Source organism: Arthrobacter sp. 9E16 (assembly GCF_002929435.1).
GTDB lineage: Bacteria > Actinomycetota > Actinomycetes > Actinomycetales > Micrococcaceae > Arthrobacter_B > Arthrobacter_B sunyaminii.
Genome location: NZ_PJIU01000003.1, coordinates 520,422 through 539,904, shown reverse-complemented (window position 1 = coordinate 539,904; position 19,483 = coordinate 520,422). Strand labels below are relative to the sequence as shown.

Below are 19,483 nucleotides of genomic sequence, written 5' to 3'. Positions count from 1 at the left end.
AGCGTCCCTGACCGCCGGAACCCCGGCATAGTCCCAGCAAGCCCGAGCCAGAATCCAGATACCAAAACCGGCAGTCACCAAAGCAGCTGCCTGCAGCACTACCCATAAGTCCGCTTCCATCACGGCGTCCAGCACCTCCCCCAGTGGACCGGCAGCCCCTGCAGGTCGGGAGAAATCCTTTCACAGCACCCCTACTGTTACGGCTGCACCGTCATCAGAGGACGAACAAGAGACGCTCGCCCCGCGGACACCAGGCCAAGGGCAACGGTGCGAAATTGTAGGATCCCTACACCGGGGACCGGTGAATGACCTCACTAGACTGGATAAATCGCCGTGCGCGTTGTGCAATTCCTACTTAACGCAGAAATGCCGCACCGATACCGCACGGCAAACGCCCCAACCACTGCGCACTCCGGAGACCAGATGAGCATCGACCAGGACCTTGATCTGCAGACCACAGCCGGCAAGATCGCAGAGTACCGCCGCCGCCAGGAGCAGGCGCAAATGCCGTCCGGTCCGGCCGCCGTGGAGAAGCAGCACGCCCGGGGCAAACACACCGCCCGCGAGCGCATCGAGATGCTCGTTGATGCCGGGTCCTTCGTCGAATTCGATGCCCTCGCCGTGCACCGGTCCACCGCGTTCGGCATGGAAAAGAAGAAGCCGCTGGGCGACGGCCTGGTGTCGGGTTACGCCACCGTGGACGGCCGGCCCATCGCCGTCTACAGCCAGGACTTCACCGTGTACGGCGGATCGCTGAGCCAAGTCAACGGTGAGAAGATCGTCAAGGTCCAGGAACACGCGCTGCGCAACGGCTGCCCCGTCGTCGGCATCCTGGACGGCGGCGGTGCCCGTATCCAGGAAGGTGTCGCCTCGCTGGCCATGTTCGCCGATATCTTCCGCAACAACGTCCATGCCTCCGGCGTGGTCCCGCAGATCTCCCTCATCATGGGCCCCTCCGCCGGCGGGGCTGCCTACTCCCCCGCGCTGACCGACTTTGTGGTCATGGTGGACAAGACCAGCCACATGTTCATCACCGGGCCCGACGTCATCAAGACCGTCACCGGCGAGGACGTGGACATGGAAACCCTCGGCGGCGCCCGGCAGCACAACGCCAACACCGGCACCTCCGCGTACCTGGCCTCCGATGAAGAGGACGCCATTGAGTTTGTCCGCGAGCTGCTGGACTTCCTGCCGTCCAACAACCTTGCCGAGGCTCCGCTGGCAGCGTTCGCTTCGGACATGGAACTGAACGACGGCGATCTTGCCCTGGATGAGCTGATCCCGGATTCCGCCAACCAGCCGTACGACATGCGCGCCGTCATTGAGCAGGTGCTCGACGACGGCCATTTCCTGGAGATGCAGGCCCTCTACGCGCCCAACGTGATGATCGGCTACGGCCGGATCGAAGGACACACGGTGGCCATCGTGGCGAATCAGCCGATGCAGTTCGCCGGCACCCTGGACATCGCCGCCTCCGAAAAGGCCGCCCGGTTTGTCCGCCACTGCGACGCCTTCAACATCCCCATCCTCACCTTCGTGGACGTGCCGGGCTTCCTGCCGGGCAAGGACCAGGAGTTCCAGGGCATCATCCGCCGCGGCGCCAAGCTGCTCTACGCCTACGCCGAGGCTACGGTTCCCAAACTCACTGTCATCACCCGCAAGGCGTACGGCGGCGCGTACATCGTGATGGGTTCCAAGAAGCTCGGTGCGGACCTGAACCTCGCCTGGCCCACGGCCCAGATTGGCGTCATGGGCGCCCAGGGCGCGGTGAACATCCTCTACCGCGGCCAGCTCAAGCAGGCGGCCGACGCCGGTGAAAGCGTTGAGCAGGCACGCGCGGACTACATCACCCAGTATGAGGAGGAACTGCTCAACCCGTACCAGGCCGCCGAGCTCGGGTACGTTGACGCCGTCGTCGCCCCTTCCGAAACCCGCCTCCAGCTGATCCGCGGGCTGCGCGCCCTGCGGGACAAGCGCGCGTCGCTGCCCGCCAAGAAGCACGGGAACATCCCGCTGTGACCGCCTGGGATATGCCGGACACCTGGGGCCGGGAACCGCAGAGCGCACCGCCGCAGCCTCCCCTGTTCTCCGTGCTGTCGGGAAACCCGTCCGAGGAGGAACTCGCGGCGCTGGCCGCCGTCGTGATGGGCCTGAGCGCAGACGACGGCGCGGCGCGCCCCGCGCCGGAGTCCGCCCGCCGCACGTGGCACCGGCGGCGGATGCTCAGCCTGGCACCCAAGCCCGGCCCCGGCTCCTGGCGGCGCAGCTTCCGCTAACCGGCGGCCCGGGGCAACTGTTTGCGTTACGTTGTGATTTCATTCATCCGGGGATGTCCGAGGGACCGGTTAGGCTTCACCTGTGACCCAACAGACTCCTTCATCAGATCCCCTGTCCTTCGCTGGCTCGCGCACCCGCCAGCCGACCGCCATCGACGCCGTTGCCGATGCCTTCACCGAGACGCTGCTGCAGCTGGATCCGTCCCTGGCCACGTCGCTGGGAATCCCCGGCCGCGAAACCGAATACGCGGACTATTCCCCTGCCGGCCTGGAATCCGTGGCCGAAGCCATCCGGGAGACGCTGGAACGCCTCGACGGCCTGCAGCCCAGCGACGACGTTGACCGGGTAACCCTCGACGCCATGCATGAGCGCCTGGGCCTGGAACTGGAAATCCATGAGTCCGGATGGAACCTCTCGGACCTGAACAACATCGCGTCCCCGGCCCAGGAAATCCGGTCGATCTTCGACCTCATGCCCGCTGCCACCGTTGAGGACTGGCAGCACATTGCCGGCCGCCTGCACAACGTTGCCGACGCTGTCTCCGGCTACATCACCTCCCTGCGTGCCGGGAGCGAGCGCGGCCTGCTGCCGGCCCGCCGCCAGGTGCTGATTGTCATGGAACAGACCACCAAGTACGCCGAAGACGGCGGCTTCTTTGACAGTTACGTCACCGGTGCCGCACTGGCCGACGGCGGCGACCTTCCCGAGAGCCTCACCGCTGCTCTGCGCACCGGTGCCGACTCCGCCCGCGCCGCCTACCGCAACCTGGCCGCGTTCCTGGAAAACGAACTGCTGCCCAAGGCTCCGGAAAAGGACGCCGTCGGCCGGGAGCGCTACGCGCTGATGTCCCGCCGCTTCCTGGGCTCCGCCGTTGATTTGGAAGAAACCTACGCGTGGGGCGTGGCCGAACTGGACCGCATCATTGCCGAGCAGGAAGCCGTGGCCGAGCAGATTAAACCCGGCGCCACCGTCGAAGAAGCCATGCGCCTGCTGGACGAGGATCCCGAGCGGCAGCTGCACGGCACCGATGAACTGCAGGCCTGGATGCAGGGCCTGGCGGACCGCGCCGTACAGGACCTCGCCGGCACCCACTTCCAGATTGACGGACCCATGCGCGAGATCGAGTGCATGATTGCCCCCACCCAGGAAGGCGGCATCTACTACACCGGTCCCAGCGACGACTTTTCCCGCCCGGGCCGCATGTGGTGGTCCGTCCCCGCCGGTGAAGACACCTTCACCACGTGGAAGGAAACCACCACGGTCTACCACGAGGGTGTGCCGGGCCATCACCTCCAGATCGCGACGGCGACGGCGGCCCGCGGCCTGCTGAACAACTGGCGCCGGAACATCTGCTGGGTCTCCGGACACGGTGAGGGCTGGGCCCTGTACGCCGAACGGCTCATGGACGAGCTGGGCTACCTCAGCGATCCCGGCGACAAGATGGGCATGTTGGACGCCCAGCGCATGCGGGCCGCCCGCGTGGTCTTCGACATCGGCGTGCACCTGGAACTGGAAATCCCCGAACGCTGGGGCTCCGGAACCTGGACCTCCGAAAAGGGATACGAGTTCCTGAAGCAGAACATCGCCATCTCCGAGGGACAGCTGAACTTCGAGTTCACCCGCTACCTCGGCTGGCCCGGACAGGCCCCCGCCTACAAGCTGGGCCAGCGGCTCTGGGAGCAAATCCGCGACGAGGTGCGCAGCCGGGAAGGCGAGGACTTCGACCAGAAGCGCTTCCACACCCGCGCCCTGGAGCTCGGGTCGGTGGGACTGGACACGCTGCGCCGGGCACTGCTGGAGGCGTAATCCCCGCCTCTTTCAGAGCGACATTCATCACACCAAGAGCCGGAATATCCCCCGGGATGGGCAGTACACCGCCACGTCCCGGGGGTTTTCCCTTTATCCGCCGCGGAGCGTTCCGATTCTGTGGCGTAACATTTCGCAACGAGCAATCTCCTCTGATAAAGACTGCCTACTAGCATCTTTAGGTGACCACACAGACCCCCTCCCCCAAGACTTCCTCCGGCCGCAGGCTGCCCCGCTGGATGACTGCGTTCGGACCGCAGATCATCATCGCCCTCATTGCGGGCCTGCTGCTGGGCCTGCTGGCCAAGAACATGGGCACCGTCGGCGACGGCGAGCCCAACTGGCTGACGACCACGCTGACCACCATCGGCACGAGTTACGTCTCGCTGCTGAAGGCCGCCGTCGTCCCCCTGATCTTCACCGCCGTCGTCAGTTCCATTGCGAACCTGCGCGAGGTGTCCAACGCCGCCCGCCTGGCCTGGCAGACGCTGCTCTGGTTCGCCATCACGGCACTTATCGCCGTGGTGATCGGCATCCTGCTGGGCGTGATCATGCAGCCCGGCGCCAACGCCGACGCCGAGCCGCCCGCCGAATACCAGGGCGGCACCGGAAGCTGGATGGGCTTCCTGACCGGCCTGATTCCGGCCAACTTCCTGGGCCTGACCGCCAGCACCTCGATCGCCGAGTCCGGTGCTGCGTCCACCGCCATGAACTTCAACGTGCTGCAGGTGCTGGTCATCGCGATCGCCGTCGGCATTGCCGCGCTGAAGGTCGGCAAGCCCGCTGCCCCGTTCCTGGCACTGAACGCCTCGGCGCTGGCCGTCATCCAGAAGGTCCTGTGGTGGATCATCCGATTGGCTCCGCTGGGCACCGTGGGTCTGATCGGCCGCGCCGTGGCCACCTACGGCTGGGACACCATCGGTTCACTGGGCATGTTCGCCATTGCCATCTACGTTGGCCTGGCCATCGTGCTGTTCGTGGTTTACCCCGTGCTCATCAAGGCCCACGGCCTGTCCATCCGCCAGTGGTTCTCCGGCGCCTGGCCCGCTATCCAGCTGGCCTTCGTTTCCCGCTCCTCCGTGGGCACCCTGCCGCTGACCCAGCGTGTCACCGAGCGGAACCTCGGCGTACCCCGGGCCTACGCATCCTTCGCCGTGCCGCTGGGCGCCACCACCAAGATGGACGGCTGCGCCTCGATCTACCCGGCCATCTCCGCGATCTTCGTGGCGCAGTTCTTCGGCATTGATCTGGGCTTCACCGACTACCTGCTGATCGCCCTGGTGTCCGTGCTGGGTTCTGCCGCGACCGCCGGAACCACCGGCGCCGTCGTCATGCTGACCCTGACCCTGTCCACCCTGGGCCTGCCGCTGGCCGGCGTTGGCCTGCTGCTGGCCATCGACCCGATCCTGGACATGGGCCGCACCGCCGTGAACGTGGCCGGGCAGACCGTGGTTCCCGCGATCGTCGCCAAGCGCAACGGCCTGCTGGACCTTCCGATGTACAACGCCAAGCGCAACGGTGATCCGTTTGCCGACGACTCCGAAGAGGTTGCCGCCGAGGTGACCGACGCCGTCGAGGCCACGGTGCCCGCCAGCGCCCAGGTGCGTTGATGTACTGATTGTTGTCGCCGTGAGGGCCGTCCCGGATTTCCGGGGCGGCCTTCTTGCGTTCCGGCCGCCGGCACCGACCCCGTTAGGCTTGAGGGGTGACTGACCTGAACCTGATCCTCGCTTCCGCCTCTCCCGCCCGCACCAAGCTGCTGACCAACGCAGGAATTGCCCATTCCGTGCTCGTGTCCGACGTCGACGAAGACGCCGTCACCGCCCGCTACGGCACACCGGACCCGCACGACACCGCGCTGCTGCTCGCCCGCGCCAAAGCCGAAGCCGTTGCTGCCCTGCCCGAGGCCGAGGGATCCCTGGTGATCGGCTGCGACTCGGTCTTCGAGTTCGAGGGCGAAGCGCACGGCAAGCCCTGGGAACCCGAAGTGGCCCGCGAGCGCATCCGCCGGATGAGCGGCAAAGTCGGCGTGCTGCACACCGGACACTGGCTCGTGGATTGCCGCGACACGGACGACGACGACGGCTCCGGTGCTACGCTCGGCGGCGTCAGCTCCGCCTCGGTGTACTTCGCCAAGCTCACCGACGAGGAGATCGACGCCTACGTCGCCACGGGCGAGCCCCTGCAGGTGGCCGGGTCCTTCACGATCGACTCCCTGGGCGGAGCGTTCATCGAGAAGGTCGACGGCGATCCGCATGCCGTCGTCGGCCTTTCCGTCTCGATGCTGCGCGAGCTGCTCGCCAGCGCCGGCGTGAAGATCACGGACCTCTGGGACCGGTAGGGTTCTTTCCCTGCTTCGGCGGGTTCCTGACTGTCCGTTGTACAGGGTCCCTGGAATCCTTCGTGCAGATCACGGGCTCATTCCGGGTTCCCGCCCGCCCGTAGAACAGATAACGGTCTCATCCCGGGTCCCCGCCCGTCCGTAGAACAGATAACGGTCTCATCCCGGGTTCCCGCCCGCCCGTAGAGCAGATAACGGTCTCATTCCGGGTCCGGAAGCCCGTTACCTGTTCTACGGATGACCCGTGATGGATGACCGGTTCACGAAGGGCGCCAACAGGCCGGGGATATCCGAGGCCCTGCCCGTCGGTAGAGCAGATAACGGGCTCATCCTCAGTTCCGACCCATCCCTAGAACACATAACGGTCTCCTCCCGGGTCCTGAGCCCGTCGGTAGAACAGATAACGGGCTCATTCCGGGTCCGGAAGCCCGTTACCTGTTCTACGAATGACCCGTGACGGATGACCGGTTCACGAAGGGCGCCAACCGGCCAAGGCCAATCCGCGGCGCACCTTTGCCCAGACGTAGCGCTGGCCCCGGGCTAGATCCGTTTTGCTGATTTTGACCTGCACCCAACCGAGTTCAGCCGTCTTTAGGTCGCGGTAATGGTCGCGGGCTTGCTGCTCAGGGGCGAGGTGGTGCGCGCCGTCGTACTCGAGACAGGTCCGGAATTCCCGGCAGCCGAGGTCGGCCCAAACGTGCGGCTCACCGCTGTCATCGCAGATAGCCACGTTGGGTACAAACTCGGGCATTTGTGGATCGTTCGACAGCATGAGCCGCAGCACGGTTTCGGGCGGTGAATCCACACCAACACGAAGTCGTTCCAGCGCGGAGCGGCACTTGCGAACGTGCGCAACACGGTGCTTGGCCTCAATAAACGCCCGCAGTTCTTGCAAGGGAACGAGCGGCAGCCGTGGCGGACCAAAGTTCCGATGATGCTCGCTCACAATCTGGTCCCCCATCACAATGAGCTCTTCCAACGAAAGCAGCCCCGCAACGTCCAACCAGGTTCGGGCTATGCCGGTCACAGCCAAGCCCGAAATGATGCTCTTTTCCTCGGGGCTCAGCTCCAGACGGTGTCCCACAACATTTCGCCGCCGTGATTGTCCCTTGCCGAAGCCGCGGCTCAGGTGCAGCACATGTTCTTCCGCCAGCCGCCGCGGCAGCACCAGACCGTGAAGCCTTGCAGCCGTGGCATGGCTGATAACGGCATCGGGCAACAGATCAAGGTACGGCCTGCAGCTGTTGACCAGATTCATCGCCGAGCCTCGCGGAACCCGAATGGAGCGGCTGGGAGTGCGGAGGTCAGCGGCACGCAGCCGTTCGGTTCCCACCCCCAGCAATTTGGCTTCGACGACGGTAAAAGGCTGACCCTCCAGCGGTCGAGGGAGCGGCTTCGGCAGTCTCATATAATCCATCAATCATGCCGGGCCGGACTTGCGGCATCTGGTGGACGGCACTGGGTACAGCCGCGGGGCTGCTTCCCGCTGTGCAGGGAAACAGGCAGCAGTTAGCCCTGCCCCGCCCGCCCGACGAACGGCACTGGATTGTAGGGTCCCCACAACGAAACCCGGTGTCCCACGCAGAAACAGCACGCAATATGGCTGGAAACCACAAAATCGCGCTAGGCTCCGAACAGATCAAAAGGAGCCAGTGCATTCAATGAGCCAGTTCAACCCCGCACCCGCCGGCAGCCTGCAGGAAACCCCGCAGGGCACCCTGCAGGACCCGCAGGACGCCACCCAGACCACGCAGATCAGCACCCGCAGCATCACCAAGATCCTGATCGCCAACCGCGGCGAAATCGCCGTCCGGGTCATCCGGGCCGCCCGCGATGAAGGCCTGGCTTCGGTTGCCGTCTACGCCGACCCCGACCGGGACGCCCTGCATGTCCGCCTCGCCGATGAGGCCTACTCCCTGGGCGGCAGCACCGCCGCGGAGTCCTACCTGGATATGGGCAAGATCCTCGACGCCGCCCGCAAGTCGGGTGCCGACGCCATCCACCCCGGGTACGGCTTCCTCTCCGAAAACGCCGAGTTTGCCCAGCGCGTCATCGACGCCGGACTGACCTGGATCGGTCCCTCCCCGCACGCCATCTCCCAGCTCGGCGACAAGGTCCAGGCCCGCCACATCGCGGCCAAGGTTGGCGCCCCGCTCGTGCCGGGCACCGCCGATCCGGTGAAGAACGCACAGGAAGTCCTGGACTTCGCCGACGAACACGGACTGCCGCTGGCCATCAAGGCAGCCTTTGGCGGCGGCGGCCGCGGCATCAAGGTGGCCCGCACCCGCGAAGAAATCCCCGAAATGTTCGACTCCGCCGTCCGTGAAGCCACCGCAGCGTTCGGCCGCGGCGAGTGCTTCATCGAGCGCTTCCTGGACGCCCCGCGCCACGTGGAAACCCAGTGCCTGGCCGATGCGCACGGCAACGTCGTCGTCGTCTCCACGCGCGACTGCTCGCTGCAGCGCCGCAACCAGAAACTGGTCGAGGAAGCACCCGCCCCGTTCCTGACCGAAGAGCAGAACCAGCGACTGTACAACGCTTCCAAGGCCATCCTGCGCGAGGCCGGCTACCAGGGCGCCGGCACCTGCGAGTTCCTGGTCGGCACCGACGGCACCATTTCCTTCCTCGAGGTCAACACGCGCCTGCAGGTGGAGCACCCGGTGTCCGAGGAAGTCACCGGCCTGGACCTGGTCCGCGAGCAGTTCCGGCTGGCCCGCGGCGAGGAGCTCGGCTACGGCGATCCCGAGATCCGTGGCCACGCCTTCGAATTCCGCATCAACGGCGAAGATCCGGGCCGCAGCTTCATGCCGGCTCCGGGCACCGTGGACACGCTCAAGCTGCCCACCGGCCCCGGCGTGCGCGTGGATTCGGGCATCGAAGCCGGCGAAACCGTGAGCGGCAACTTCGACTCCATGCTCGCCAAGCTGGTCATCACCGGCGCCACCCGCGAGCAGGCCCTCCAGCGCGCCCGCCGTGCCCTGGCGGAAATGGAAATCACCGGCATGCCCACCGTGCTGCCGTTCCACGCCGCCGTGGTTGCACATCCGGATTTCGCCCCGGCGGCCGGCCCGTTCAAGGTCCACACCCGCTGGATCGAGACGGACTTCGTCAACAACATCCCCTCGTGGTCCGGTGAGCAAAATTCACGGAACGACGACGGCGGCCGGCAGCGCGTCACGGTGGAGGTCGGCGGCAAGCGGCTCGACGTCGTGCTCCCGGCAGGACTCGGCGGCAACGGCAGCGCTTCCAACGGCACGGGCAACCGCGGAGCCGGCGCCAACGGCAAGGCCCGCAAGTCCTCGCGCAGCCGCGGCGGAGCCAACCCGGCCGCCACCGGCGACGACCTGACGTCCCCCATGCAGGGCACCATCGTGAAGGTGGCCGTCGAGGACGGTACGGTGGTCGCTGAAGGTGATCTCGTCGTCGTACTCGAAGCCATGAAGATGGAGCAGCCGCTCACCGCGCACAAGTCCGGCACCGTGTCGGGGCTGAGCGCACTGCCCGGTGCGACGGTGTCCGCCGGTGCTGTGATCGCGTCGATCCTGGACTAACCCCCGGCAACAACGGCAACAACAAAACGGCTCGGCCCCCTTCACCGGGGACCGAGCCGTTGTCGTTAACGCTGCGGGGTTAGCTGGAGTGGTTCGTGTAGTCCACGTCCTTGGTGTCCTTGGTGACGAACAGCGCGATCAGCGTCAGCACGGCCATCGAGGACAGGTAGACACCTACCAGCCACGGACTGCCGTCGGCTGCCTGCCACAGTGCCACCGCGATGAACGGAGCCACTGCCGCGCCCAGGATGGAGGAGACGTTGTACGCGATCGCCGACCCGGTGTACCGCACGTTTGTGGGGAACAGTTCGGGCAGCATGGCGCCCATCGGCCCGAACGTCAGACCCATCAGCGTGAAGCCGATGATCAGCAGGGCCATGACACCGACGGTTCCGCCGCCCAGCAGCGGGGAGAAGGTGAACCCGAAGAGCAGGATTCCCGTGGTCACCACCAACAGCGTCTTGCGGCGGCCGAACTTCTCGGCCAGCGGACCGGAGACGAGCGTGAAGATTCCAAAGAACACGACGCCGATGATCAGCATGATCAGGAAGTCATTGCGGGCGTAGCCCAGGCCGGCGGCGAAGGTGTCCGGATCGAAGGCCTTACCTGCCTTCTCAGCGGTGGCGCGGGCAGCCTCCTCGCTCTTGGCGGCGGTGCCGTAGGAGAGCGTGAAGGTGGTCATCAGGTAGAACAGCACGTACGTGGCCAGCATGATGAACGTGCCGGCAATCATCTCGCGCCAGCTGTACTTGAACGCGCGGCTCAGCGGCATCTTGCTCACTTCACCGGAGTCGACAACCTTCTGGAAGGCCGGGGTCTCCACCAGTTTCAGCCGGACATACAGGCCGATGATCACCATGACGGCGCTGGCGAGGAAGGGAACGCGCCAGCCCCAGTCGTCGAACTGGTCGCTGGTCAGCTGGAAGCTCAGCAGCAGGAACAGGCCGTTGGCCAGGATGAAGCCGATCGGAGCGCCGAGCTGCGGGAAGGTTCCCCACACGGCACGCTTGTCGGCCGGTGCGTTCTCCGTAGCCAGCAGTGCGGCTCCGGACCATTCGCCGCCGAGGGCCAGGCCCTGGGCGAAACGCAGGACCACCAGCAGTGCCGGGCCCAAGATGGTCCAGCCCGGCGTGAGGGCCGTGGGCAGGCAGCCGATCAGGAAAGTGGCGATACCCATGGTCAGCAGCGAGGCCACCAGGGTTCCCTTGCGTCCCACCTTGTCGCCGAAGTGGCCGAAAACAATGGATCCCAACGGGCGGGCGATGAAGGCCACGCCGAAGACCGCGAACGAACTCAGCAGGGCCGTCACGCCCTCCGCATTCGGAAAGAACAGGCGCGGGAAGACGAGGACCGCAGCGGTCGCGTAGACGTAGAAGTCATAAAACTCGATGGACGTTCCGACGAGGCTGGCGACAATCACCCGGCCCTTGGTGTTGGCCTTTGCCGGCGCCGGTGCCGGCGTAGGTGTCGCGGAGGGATCGGTAGTAGACATTGGAGGTCTTTCTCAGTGGGAGTGAGGTTATTTGCATAATGCTATGAGCCACATCCCAGCATTCGGACATCGTGTCCACTATATGGACACGGTGCGTCATTCGTGGACATCTTCCAAGGCCGACGACGACGTCAGCCCCGTCTGCGCGGCCGGCATCCTCTGCCGCTCGGGGAGAATCTTCGTACCGGGTCATTCATAGAACGGATAACGGGCTTCTGGAACCGACATGGCCCCGTTATCTGTTCAACGGATGAGAGGGGCCCCGGGATGGCCCCGTTATCTGTTCAGCGGACGGGCGAAGCGGCTCCACCCAGCAGGGCATGCACACTCGAAGGACAGAGGACGAACGCCAGAGCCAGACAGCAGCCGATCCGCCCGGGCAGCAAAAAGCCCGCCTCCGCAGCGGAACAAATCCACCGCGGACGCGGGCTTAGCAGGACGGGAAACCGCCCCAAACAGGAACCCTGACGGCCTTGCAGCCGAAAACAGAAACTACATGTGCACGTGCAGGCGACGGGCAGCCTCGGAGATGGAACCGGTCAGCGACGGGTACACCGTGAAGGTGTTGGCCAGGTCATCGACGTGCAGCTTCTGGGTGACCGCGATGGCGATCGGGAAGATCAGCTCCGAAGCGCGCGGGCCCACCACAACGCCGCCGATGACGGTGCCGGAGCCCTTGCGCGAAATGATCTTCACGAAGCCTTCCTTGACCTCCATCATCTTGGCCCGTGCGTTGGTGTGCAGGGAGAGCTTGATGACGTCGCCCTGGTAGCGGCCTTCGGCAATGTCCTGTTCGGACACGCCCACGGAGGCAATCTCCGGGGAGGTGAAGATGTTCGAGGCGACGTTCTTGAGCTTCAGCGGCTTCACGCCGTCGCCCATCAGGTGCGCAATGGCGATCCGGCCCTGCATCGCGGCCACGGAGGCAAGGTTGAACACGCCGGTGCAGTCGCCGGCGGCGTAGACGTTGGAAGCGGTCGTGCGGGAAACGCCGTCCACCTTGATCTGTCCGCGGTCATCGAGCTGCACGCCGGCCTCTTCCAGACCGATCCCTGCCGTGTTGGGGATGGCGCCCACGGCCACCAGGCAGTGGCTGCCTTCCACAGTGCGGCCGTCGTCGAGCGTGACCAGTACGCCGTTGCCGGTGTTCTTCACGGACTCGGCGCGCGAGCGGTTCAGCACGGTCATGCCGCGGGCCTGGAACACGTCCTCGAGCACGACGGCGGCATCCGCATCTTCGCCGGGCAGGACCCTGTCGCGGCTGGAGATCAGCGTGACCTTGGTGCCCAGGCCGTTGTAGGCGGATGCGAATTCCGCGCCGGTGACGCCCGAGCCAATGACGATCAGGTGCTCGGGGATCTCGGTGAGGTTGTAGACCTGCTTCCAGGTGAAGATGCGTTCGCCGTCGGGCATGGAGGATTCCAGCTCGCGCGGGCTGGCGCCAACCGAAATCAGCAGCGCCTCAGCCTCAACAGTCTGCGTGCCGTCTTTCGTGACAACCTCGAGGGTCTTGTTGTCCAGCAGCCGGCCCTTGCCGGTGATGACCTTCACGCCCACCCGCTCAAGGGTGCGGTGAATGTCATTGGACTGTTCCTTGGCCAGGGCCAGGAGCCGGTTGTTGACCATCTTCAGGTCCGCCACCGCGGGCTGCCCGGTGGAGCCAAAGTCCACGCCCAGGGATGAGGCCGAAGCGAAGCGGGTCATCACGTCGGCGGTGGCAATCAGGGTTTTGGAAGGCACGACGTCGGTCAGCACGGCTGAGCCGCCCAATCCGTCCTGCTCCACAATGGTGACGTCCGCCCCGAGGGACGCGGCTACCATGGCGGCTTCATATCCTCCCGGGCCGCCGCCGAGGATCGCAATTTTTCGGGCAGTAAAATCAAGTTGGGTCGTCACAGTTGTCCATTCTGTCCCATCCCCGCCGCCCGCTCAAACGCCGGAAGGTCCGCCCCAAGCTCAGCCACCATGCGGCGCACGCATAAGTCACGGTAGGTTGGACCAGTGAGCAACGATCCTTTTGAACTAGCCCAGCAGGCCGCCAAGTACATTGCCGAGGAAACCGGCGTGCCCAACCATGACATTGCCCTGGTCCTCGGCAGCGGCTGGGGTGAGGCCGCCGAACTCATCGGCGAGACCACTGCCACCCTCAACGCTACGGATATCCCGGGCTTTTCCGCCCCCGCTGTGCAGGGGCACGTGGGGACCATTCGGTCCGTGCTGACGCCGTCGGGCAAGCGCGCGCTGGTTCTCGGCGCACGCACCCATTACTACGAGGGCAAGGGCGTCCGCGCCGTCGTCCACGGAGTCCGCACCGCAGCCGCGGCCGGCGCCAAGGTGATGGTTCTCACCAACGGCTGCGGCGGTCTGAACCCCGATTGGAAGCCCGGTACCCCGGTTCTGATCAGCGACCACATCAATCTCACCGCCACCTCGCCGCTGGAAGGCGCCACCTTCGTGGACCTGACGGACCTCTACTCCTCCCGCCTGCGCGAGCTGGCCCGCACCGTGGACCCGTCGCTGGATGAAGGCGTCTACGCCCAGTTCACCGGTCCGCATTACGAGACGCCCGCCGAAGTCCGGTACGCCAAGACCATCGGTGCAGACCTGGTGGGCATGTCCACCGCGCTCGAGGCCATCGCCGCCCGGCACGCCGGCATGGAGGTATTCGGCATCTCGCTGGTCACCAACCTGGCCGCCGGCATCAGCCCGGAGCCGCTCAGCCACACCGAGGTCCTGGAAGCCGGAGCCGCTGCAGGCCCCCGGATTTCCCGGCTGCTGGCTGACATCATCGGCAAGCTCTAACGGCCGCCGCTTCATTCCTATCCCCGATCCGCAGGTACATCCCATGACGTTGAATCCCACCGAGCTGAACGAGCTCGTGACCGCCGCCAAGAGCTGGGCGGATGAAGACCCCGATTCCGGAACAGCGGCCGAGCTGCGGGGGCTGCTCGCGGAGCTGTCCGCCGATGCTTCCGCAGCAGCAGCTGCCGCGGAAGAGCTGGCGGACCGGTTTGCCGGCACGCTGGAATTCGGCACGGCCGGCCTGCGCGCTGCATTGGGCGCCGGACCCCGCCGGATGAACCGGGCGGTGGTGCGCCGCACGGCCGCCGGCATCGCCTCATTCCTGCAGGACACGGCCGGTGACAAGTACACCCCCAGTGCCGTGATCGGCTACGACGCCCGGCACAAGTCACGCGCCTTCGCGCTGGAGACGGCGGCCGTGTTCAGTGCCGCCGGCATCGAAACCTTCCTGCTCCCCTGCACGCTTCCGACGCCGGTACTCGCCTACGCCGTCCGCGCCCTGGACACCGACGCCGGCGTGATGGTCACCGCCAGCCACAATCCGGCGGCGGACAACGGCTACAAGGTGTACCTCGGCGGGCGGACGGTGAAGGGCCCGGGCAAGGGTGCGCAGATTGTCTCGCCGTACGACGCCGAAATTGCCGCCCGCATCGACTACAGCGTGCCGCTGAAGAGCATTGAGATTGCCCCGGAAGGCTGGACCGACGTGTCCGAGTCCATCGTGGCGGACTACATCAACGCCGTGGACCGGCTGGCATCGCGCGAACGGTTCCCGGAACGGGATCTGAAGATTGTCCTGACCTCGCTGCACGGCGTGGGCGGGGAAACCATGAAGTCCGTGCTGAAGGACGCAGGTTTCCGCAAGGTCATTCCAGTGGCTGCCCAGGCCCAGCCGGACCCGGACTTCCCCACCGTGGCCTTCCCCAACCCGGAGGAACCCGGCGCGCTGGACCTGGCACTGGAAACCGCCGTCGAGCACAACGCCGATCTGGTCATCGCCAATGATCCCGACGCCGACCGCGTTGCCGTGGCGGCTCTCAACCCGGCCGACGGCGAGTGGCGGATGCTGCGCGGCGATGAAGTGGGCGCCCTGCTGGGCCGGCATCTGACCCGCCGCATCACCTCCGGGCACTGGAAAGTCCGCGGGGAGAAGACGCGCAAGGGCGTCGTTTTCGCGAACTCGATTGTCTCCTCACGCCTGCTGGCGCGCGTTGCCGAAGCTGCCGGCTTTGCCCACGTTGAGACCCTCACCGGCTTCAAATGGATCTCCCGTGTGCCCCACCTGACCTACGGCTATGAGGAAGCCCTGGGCTACTGCGTGGCGCCGGGCCTGGTCCGCGACAAGGACGGCATTTCCGCCGGACTCCTGGTGGCCGAAATGGCTGCTGCCCTGAAGATGCAGGGGCGGACGTTCTTCGATGAACTCGATGACCTGGCCCTGGAGCACGGGCTGCACCTGACCGACCAGCTCTCCGTCCGGGTGTCCGATCTGGGCCTGCTGGGCGAGATGATGGCGCGGCTGCGTGCCCAGGCTCCTGTGTCCCTGGGCGGCTCCCCCGTGGAATCCGCCGTGGACCTGGCCGAGGGAAGCGCCGAGCTGCCGCCCACCGACGGATTGAAGTACCTCACGGCTGACGGCACCCGGGTGATCATCCGCCCCTCCGGCACCGAGCCCAAGCTCAAGTGCTACCTCGAGGTGATTGTTCCGGTGGAATCCGCAGCGGACCTTCCGGCGGCCCGCGAACAGGGCCGCGCCCGGCTTGATGCGGTGCTCGCCGACGTGAATGCCGCTCTGGGACTGTAACGCCGGCAGGAGTTACCCGGGAAGAACGACGACGGCCTGCGGGAGGGTGCGCCCCTCCCGCAGCAGGTCGGTGACCTGGACCGCGGGAAGCGGCCTGCTGAAGTAGTAGCCCTGCCCGCAGCAGCAACCCATCTCCTGCAGCTGCCGTGCCTGCTTGGCGGTTTCAATGCCTTCAAAGACGGCATCCATGCCGGCGGCACGGATCAGGTTGTGGACCGCCGCCACAAACCTCAGCTGGCCGTCGTCGTCGGCCATGTCCGAAATCAGTGACCGGTCCACCTTGACCGTGTCCACCGGCAGCCGGTGCAGGTAGCTGATGGAGGAATAGCCGGTGCCGAAGTCGTCGATTTCCAGGCCAACCCCCAGCGCCTGCAGGGAGCGCAGCGAGTAGGTCTCCACGTCACCGCCCAAGAGAAGAGCGCTTTCGGTAATCTCGAGGACCAGTTCCCCGGGTTCCGCTCCCGTTGTGCGCAGGGAGCCGCGCACGAAGTCCACCAGATCCATGCTCTGCAGTTCCGACGCCGCCAGATTGACCCGGAGCAGGAATTTCCCATCGGCAGGCAGCAGCTGGCGCCACTGTGCAAGCTGCTGCAGCGCGGTGTGCAGCACCCAGCGGCCGATCCCGACAATCAGCCCCGTCTCTTCCGCCAGCGGGATGAAGTCATCCGGCATCACCAAACCGCGGCTGGGATGGTTCCACCGTACCAGCGCTTCAACGCCCTGCAGCCGGCCCCCCTGCAACTCCACCACGGGCTGGTATTCAAGGAACAGCTCACCATTCGAAGCGGCCTGGCGAAGCTCGCGCGCTGTTTGGCGGCGCAGCTGCCTGCGGTACAGCATCACCGGCTCAAACACTTTAATGCGCCGGTGAACGTCCTCCTTGGCCGCGTACATGGCGGTGTCCGCACGCAGCATGATTGCACTGGCGTCTTCACGGGGCTCCGCCAGATGAATCCCGATGCTGGCCCCGGTCCAGGCGTCAATGTCCTCCAACGGGATGCGCTGCTTGAGGGAGTCCACGATTTTCAGCGCTGTGCCGCGTGCCTGCTGGACGGTGGAGACCGGCAGCAGCACGGCAAACTCATCCCCGCCCAGGCGTGCCACAACGCTGCCGGGGCCGGCCGCCGCCACCAGCCGTGCGGCAATCTCGATCAGCACCAGGTCCCCGGAATCATGCCCCAGACTGTCATTGACTTCCTTGAAACCGTCCAGGTCAAGCAGGAGGACGGCCGGCCCCGGCTGGCCGTCCCTGCGGTTGGCGACCGCAGCAGTCAGCGCCTCGTGCAGGGATGAGCGATTGCCGATGCCTGTGAGCGGATCGGTCATAGCCATCTTCTGCATGGTCAGGTGTGCCTCGCGCAGCTCGCGGGTGCGTGTTTCCACCCGCTCTTCAAAGGCGGCGTAGACCTCGTTGAGTTCATCGGCCAGCAGATTGATGCCCGTGATGACGGCGTCCACCTGGTCCCGGGCCTTGGAGACGGGGATGTGCGTGCTGAGATCGCCTGACGCTATTCGGATGATGCCTTCGACAACTTGGCTCAGACGGCCGTCTTCTTCGGGCGGACGGCGGGCGTCTTGCGGCGTTTCCGGTGCGATGTCCGGCGCAGCCGGTTTCCCGGGCCGGGCATCAGGCAACGCTTTTCCGCCTCAGCCAGCCCAGGGCTTCCTGTTCAGACGAGAAGTAGCGGGTGGGACAGGGCTGGACGGTTCCACCCAGGAGGAAGTTTGCGATGACACGGTCCACGGGTGTCATGCCAAGAACCGCGACGGCGGCCAGGGACTGAGCACTGCTGAACACGGTGCGCGCACTCCTGGTGACAGCTTCAACGCCGGTCAGAACCAGCAGCATCGGCATCTTCCTGATGCCGGCCAGCCGCCCCACTTCGTCATTCGCCGCTGCGGCCATGGTTCCGGTGACTACTTCGCCGGGCGGGAGGATCAACAGGATATGTCCTTCGGGCGCCAGGGACACGTCCACTTTAGGCCCTTTGTCCGGCGCCGGAGCAGATCCGTACCCGTAAACCCCCGTGCCCGTGCCCGTGCCTGAAGAACGCTCATCCGGACAGTCATTCCAGACTGTTCTTTCGACCGATCGTTGCTGTGTCATGCTTCCCCCCAGAAGCGCCGGAAAGTCGCTGCGCGATGCCGCTGCAGTGTCGTGCTCCGCGCCTACTCCCGAAATTGATGCTTATTAGCCCCGCACGTGCTTTTTCCGATCAGTGACTGCCGGCATTAATGCTGTCAATGACGCTGCGGACCTCCAGCGCCCGGCGTCGGCCGCCGTGCGCAATGAAGACTTTTTCGGAATGAACCGCTGCAGCCAAGGCTTCATCATTCCGCCCGAGGTCATGCAAAGCAAGGGCTGCAACGTATTCCACGTCCGCAAGCAAATGTTCGGGAAGAAGTTCCCGCTGGTCAAGTATTTGCTGAACGCAGGCCACGGCTTCCTCAGCACCGTTGTTGGACACGAGCCACTGTGCACGGGCAGTGGAAAGTTCCAGTTCCATGAGTGGGCTTCCGCCGGTAACTGAGTTGGCCAGCTCGGCCCGTTCAATGCATTCGAGGGTTTCTTGGTCCGCTATACCTGCGGAGAGGCGCGCCAGGGCGGAGGCTTTGTTGAAAAACGCCCACGTATTCACGTCATTATCCGGGGCAAGATTTTCAGCGGCCAGTTTATGGAATCGAATCCCGTTCTCGGCGTCGCCGTTCAGGAACGCAACGTTGCCGACTGCCCAGTAGGCCTTGCCGGCGATATGTTGGTCGTCCTGCTGCCCGGCCAGGGATGCCAGTCTCAGTGCGTGTGTCCATGCCTCGGCACCTTGATCGCTTTCAGCGAGAGCAGCGACGAGACCATGCAGCATCTCGATTTCGTCCACCGTGTCCGATGGTTCATTGAGTTCTATCGCCGCTGCTTCTTGAGCGACGACAAGGGACTCGCCTATGTGCCCCAGACTCTCCAACGCCCTCGAATACAGGACTTTGGCCCGCGCAACCATTGCCTGATCCCCTTGCAGCGCCGAGCTCTCGGACAATTTCTTGGTGCTAGCAGCGAATTCCTGAATCAGACCCAGCTCCATTTGGCATTCCGCCAGCAGGAGTGTCATGCGCCAGTACCCGGTGATGTCCTCTTTAGTGAGGGCTTCATCGGCTGCCGCAGTTGCATGGCCTAAGGCCGCCTTATACTCCCGGCGGTCCCAGTGCAGGCGTGCCCGGTACTCATTCAGCATTTGATCGACAGAGTTGTCCAATTCCCACTGCACCTAACTCGCTTATTTCAAGACCTGTTCCGCTTACAGTACTCCAGGCTCGCCGTCCCGAGCGTCCCCGTCATGGAACCGAAGTGCATCGAATCTTACACTCTGGAAACTGACAAAAAATGGACCCTAGATTTTACCTCCAACCTATCGATT

14 protein-coding genes are annotated in these 19,483 nt (G+C 65.2%); 8 read left to right on the top strand and 6 right to left on the bottom strand.

Annotation, left to right across the window (positions count from 1 at the left end; all coding sequences use genetic code 11):
- Positions 1 to 423: 423 nt before the first annotated feature.
- From CXR00_RS14720 to CXR00_RS14700, 5 genes are all read left to right on the top strand, one after another.
- Positions 424 to 2,019 carry an acyl-CoA carboxylase subunit beta gene (locus CXR00_RS14720; protein WP_104055278.1) on the top strand — a complete coding sequence of 532 codons (1,596 nt, stop codon included), beginning with the start codon at positions 424 to 426 and terminating at the stop codon, positions 2,017 to 2,019.
- Positions 2,016 to 2,276 carry an acyl-CoA carboxylase subunit epsilon gene (locus CXR00_RS14715; RefSeq protein ID WP_258060504.1) on the top strand — a complete coding sequence of 87 codons (261 nt, stop codon included), beginning with the start codon at positions 2,016 to 2,018 and terminating at the stop codon, positions 2,274 to 2,276. The genes CXR00_RS14720 and CXR00_RS14715 overlap by 4 nt, the downstream gene beginning before the upstream one ends.
- Before the next feature lie 112 nt (positions 2,277 to 2,388).
- A complete protein-coding gene (locus CXR00_RS14710; protein ID WP_104055550.1) occupies positions 2,389 to 4,083 on the top strand; it encodes a DUF885 domain-containing protein in 1,695 nt (564 codons plus the stop codon).
- A gap of 182 nt (positions 4,084 to 4,265) precedes the next feature.
- Positions 4,266 to 5,693, top strand: a complete 1,428-nt coding sequence (locus CXR00_RS14705) for a dicarboxylate/amino acid:cation symporter (protein ID WP_258060503.1) — start codon at positions 4,266 to 4,268, stop codon at positions 5,691 to 5,693.
- Between the two features lie 95 nt (positions 5,694 to 5,788).
- Positions 5,789 to 6,424 carry a nucleoside triphosphate pyrophosphatase gene (locus tag CXR00_RS14700; RefSeq protein WP_104055276.1) on the top strand — a complete coding sequence of 212 codons (636 nt, stop codon included), beginning with the start codon at positions 5,789 to 5,791 and terminating at the stop codon, positions 6,422 to 6,424.
- 469 nt (positions 6,425 to 6,893) lie between these two features.
- Here the strand turns inward: CXR00_RS14700 and CXR00_RS14695 are convergent, their stop codons facing one another.
- Positions 6,894 to 7,682: an endonuclease domain-containing protein gene (locus tag CXR00_RS14695; protein ID WP_258060502.1), complete on the bottom strand. Its 789-nt coding sequence runs from the start codon at positions 7,680 to 7,682 to the stop codon at positions 6,894 to 6,896.
- Between the two features lie 403 nt (positions 7,683 to 8,085).
- On the opposite strand from CXR00_RS14695, the gene CXR00_RS14690 reads away from it, so the two are divergent.
- Positions 8,086 to 9,975 carry an acetyl/propionyl/methylcrotonyl-CoA carboxylase subunit alpha gene (locus tag CXR00_RS14690; protein ID WP_104055275.1) on the top strand — a complete coding sequence of 630 codons (1,890 nt, stop codon included), beginning with the start codon at positions 8,086 to 8,088 and terminating at the stop codon, positions 9,973 to 9,975.
- A gap of 79 nt (positions 9,976 to 10,054) precedes the next feature.
- Here CXR00_RS14690 and CXR00_RS14685 read toward each other — a convergent pair whose 3' ends face one another.
- Together CXR00_RS14685 and CXR00_RS14680 are read right to left on the bottom strand one after the other, a co-directional pair.
- Positions 10,055 to 11,467, bottom strand: coding sequence for an MFS transporter (locus CXR00_RS14685; protein WP_104055274.1), 1,413 nt, complete (start codon positions 11,465 to 11,467; stop codon positions 10,055 to 10,057).
- Between the two features lie 492 nt (positions 11,468 to 11,959).
- Positions 11,960 to 13,363: an NAD(P)H-quinone dehydrogenase gene (locus CXR00_RS14680; RefSeq protein ID WP_104055273.1), complete on the bottom strand. Its 1,404-nt coding sequence runs from the start codon at positions 13,361 to 13,363 to the stop codon at positions 11,960 to 11,962.
- A gap of 105 nt (positions 13,364 to 13,468) precedes the next feature.
- Here CXR00_RS14680 and CXR00_RS14675 point away from each other — a divergent pair, with 105 nt between their 5' ends.
- Positions 13,469 to 14,269 carry a purine-nucleoside phosphorylase gene (locus CXR00_RS14675; protein ID WP_104055272.1) on the top strand — a complete coding sequence of 267 codons (801 nt, stop codon included), beginning with the start codon at positions 13,469 to 13,471 and terminating at the stop codon, positions 14,267 to 14,269.
- Between the two features lie 43 nt (positions 14,270 to 14,312).
- Positions 14,313 to 16,073, top strand: coding sequence for a phospho-sugar mutase (locus tag CXR00_RS14670; protein WP_104055271.1), 1,761 nt, complete (start codon positions 14,313 to 14,315; stop codon positions 16,071 to 16,073).
- Between the two features lie 12 nt (positions 16,074 to 16,085).
- Here CXR00_RS14670 and CXR00_RS14665 read toward each other — a convergent pair whose 3' ends face one another.
- From CXR00_RS14665 to CXR00_RS14655, 3 genes are all read right to left on the bottom strand, one after another.
- A complete protein-coding gene (locus CXR00_RS14665) occupies positions 16,086 to 17,708 on the bottom strand; it encodes an EAL domain-containing protein (RefSeq protein WP_308470504.1) in 1,623 nt (540 codons plus the stop codon).
- Positions 17,701 to 18,180: an STAS/SEC14 domain-containing protein gene (locus CXR00_RS14660; RefSeq protein WP_146068524.1), complete on the bottom strand. Its 480-nt coding sequence runs from the start codon at positions 18,178 to 18,180 to the stop codon at positions 17,701 to 17,703. The genes CXR00_RS14665 and CXR00_RS14660 overlap by 8 nt, the downstream gene beginning before the upstream one ends.
- 109 nt (positions 18,181 to 18,289) lie before the next feature.
- Entirely contained in the window at positions 18,290 to 19,333 is a 1,044-nt protein-coding gene (locus tag CXR00_RS14655) for a hypothetical protein (protein WP_146068523.1), read from the bottom strand.
- Between the last annotated feature and the right edge of the window lie 150 nt (positions 19,334 to 19,483).

Excerpts from the sequence above, each read along its gene's own strand:
- CXR00_RS14720 (WP_104055278.1), top strand. The coding sequence starts at position 424 with ATGAGCATCGACCAGGACCTTGATCTGCAGACCACAGCCGGCAAGATC.
- CXR00_RS14695 (WP_258060502.1), bottom strand. The coding sequence starts at position 7,682 with ATGAATCTGGTCAACAGCTGCAGGCCGTACCTTGATCTGTTGCCCGAT.
- CXR00_RS14690 (WP_104055275.1), top strand. The coding sequence starts at position 8,086 with ATGAGCCAGTTCAACCCCGCACCCGCCGGCAGCCTGCAGGAAACCCCG.
- CXR00_RS14685 (WP_104055274.1), bottom strand. The coding sequence starts at position 11,467 with ATGTCTACTACCGATCCCTCCGCGACACCTACGCCGGCACCGGCGCCG.
- CXR00_RS14670 (WP_104055271.1), top strand. The coding sequence starts at position 14,313 with ATGACGTTGAATCCCACCGAGCTGAACGAGCTCGTGACCGCCGCCAAG.
- CXR00_RS14660 (WP_146068524.1), bottom strand. The coding sequence starts at position 18,180 with ATGACACAGCAACGATCGGTCGAAAGAACAGTCTGGAATGACTGTCCG.